The 1,613-nt window shown below is 70.4% G+C and carries 1 protein-coding gene and 2 pseudogenes; 1 reads left to right on the top strand and 2 read right to left on the bottom strand.

Features of this window, described 5'->3' with window-relative positions; genetic code table 11:
• Positions 1-402 precede the first annotated feature (402 nt).
• On the top strand, positions 403-1,152 hold the full coding sequence (locus AB0M20_RS42410) for an aminoglycoside adenylyltransferase domain-containing protein (protein WP_364307059.1): 750 nt from the start codon (positions 403-405) through the stop codon (positions 1,150-1,152).
• An 11-nt stretch (positions 1,153-1,163) separates the two neighbouring features.
• Here the strand turns inward: AB0M20_RS42410 and AB0M20_RS42405 are convergent.
• A pseudogene (locus AB0M20_RS42405) lies at positions 1,164-1,343 on the bottom strand (hypothetical protein); the annotation flags it as partial.
• 12 nt (positions 1,344-1,355) lie between these two features.
• Positions 1,356-1,613, bottom strand: a pseudogene (locus AB0M20_RS42400) (MFS transporter); the annotation flags it as partial.

The raw sequence follows: 1,613 nt of genomic DNA, 5'->3' as shown, positions 1-1,613 counted from the left end.
GTGTACCTGAGCCAGTCCGCGCTGGCCCCGGGGTCTACCTTGGCGAGGGCTCGGTACGGGTGGCGGGGGCTCGGGTCTCGGAACCACACACCCCCGCAGCCGCCGGGCCGCCCGCAAGAGGCACCAGGTTCAGGCCAGCCTCAACGGCCTTCTCTCGGTGATCTCGCGGCCTGTGCTTCTCGATGGGGGCTTCTCCAAGACGGTCACAGTGGCCAGTACGCTCACCTCTGTGCCGAGCGGTTACCCGCGCCGATGCCGCCCGCACTGAAGGCGGGGCTGCCAGCTGGCGCGAACAGTGCGAGGGTCGGTCATGAGCACCGGACGGATGGCAAGCGGGCAGCCGCCCGAGGTGAACGACGTCGTGCAGACGTACCTGATGCTCGTCGACGAGGAAGTGCAGGCTTGGTCGAGGGCCTGTACCTGATCGGCTCGGCGGCCCTCGACGACTTCCAACCCTCAGCCAGCGATGTGGACTTCCTCGCCGTGACCAGCGAGCCGCCCGACAACGCGGCCGTAGCCGCCCTCGGGCGGGCGCATGCCCGGCTGCGTAAGCACCGCAAGCGGCCCTTCTTCGACGGGGGCTACGTGACGTGGAGCCAACTACGGCACGATCCGGCCGAGGCGGCACCCGGACCGACCGCCCATGAGGGCCGGCTCCGGCCGACCCCGAGCGCACCCGGCCCGGTCGAGTGGCACACCCTGGCCCAAGCCGGTGTGCGGTGCCGCGGTCCGGAACCGGCCGAGCTCGGGATTTGGACGAATACCGACGTCCTCCGCCGCTGGGTCCTGCGGAACCTGGACGACTATTGGGGCAAGTTGCGTAGGGCCGGGGACTGCCTGCCCACCAAATACGGCGTCGCCTCGCTGACGCCGTATGCGACGGTGTGGTGCGCCACCGGGCTCAGCCGGATCCACTACACCCTGGCCACGGGCGAGATCACCAGCAAGGCGGGCGGGGCACGCTACGCCTTGACCGCCTTCGCGCCGCGGTGGCGCCGGATCAACTCCGAGGCGCTGAGGATCCGGTGCCGCAGCGACCGGCGATCGCTGTACCGGACAGCCATCGCCCGGCGACGCGACCTCCTCGGGTTCTGGGACATGCTGTATGACGACGCTCAATGCATTGGGGCGACTCTGCCGCCTCGGTGTTGAGGGGATAGGTGTCAGGTCGCCGCCGCAGGCAACGCTGATACCAAGATCAAGGAAGCGACTGCGGCTACCGCGTTGAGCAGCCCCGCCGCCGCAAGGGGCGGCGGGGCGACGTTGTAGGCGAAGGCCCAGAACAGGTTGCTCTTGATGATGCGCAGGGTGCGCCGGGACGGCCGGATCGCGTCGACGGCGGCGAGCTGGTCGCGTCAATGATGCATGTGCATGGCGGCGCCTTCGGTGCGGGCGGCCGGCATGCGCAGGTACGCGAAGACGGCCAGTGCAGCGGTGATGCCGGCGGCGGCGAAGAAGCCGCGGGGGAAGGCTTCGGCCACTCCGGTCGCGGTGGCCAGGCTGCCGGCGGTGCTCGCCACGGCTGACAGGACTGCGACTCCGAGGGCGGCCCCGACCTCGTGCCCGGTCATGAGGAACCCCGATGCCATGCCGGCGTGCTGCGGCGGGATGCC

The organism is Actinoplanes sp. NPDC051633, from assembly GCF_040681735.1.
GTDB lineage: Bacteria > Actinomycetota > Actinomycetes > Mycobacteriales > Micromonosporaceae > Actinoplanes.
Note: the sequence above shows the minus strand (reverse complement) of the source record. Positions and strands in the feature narration are given on the sequence as shown.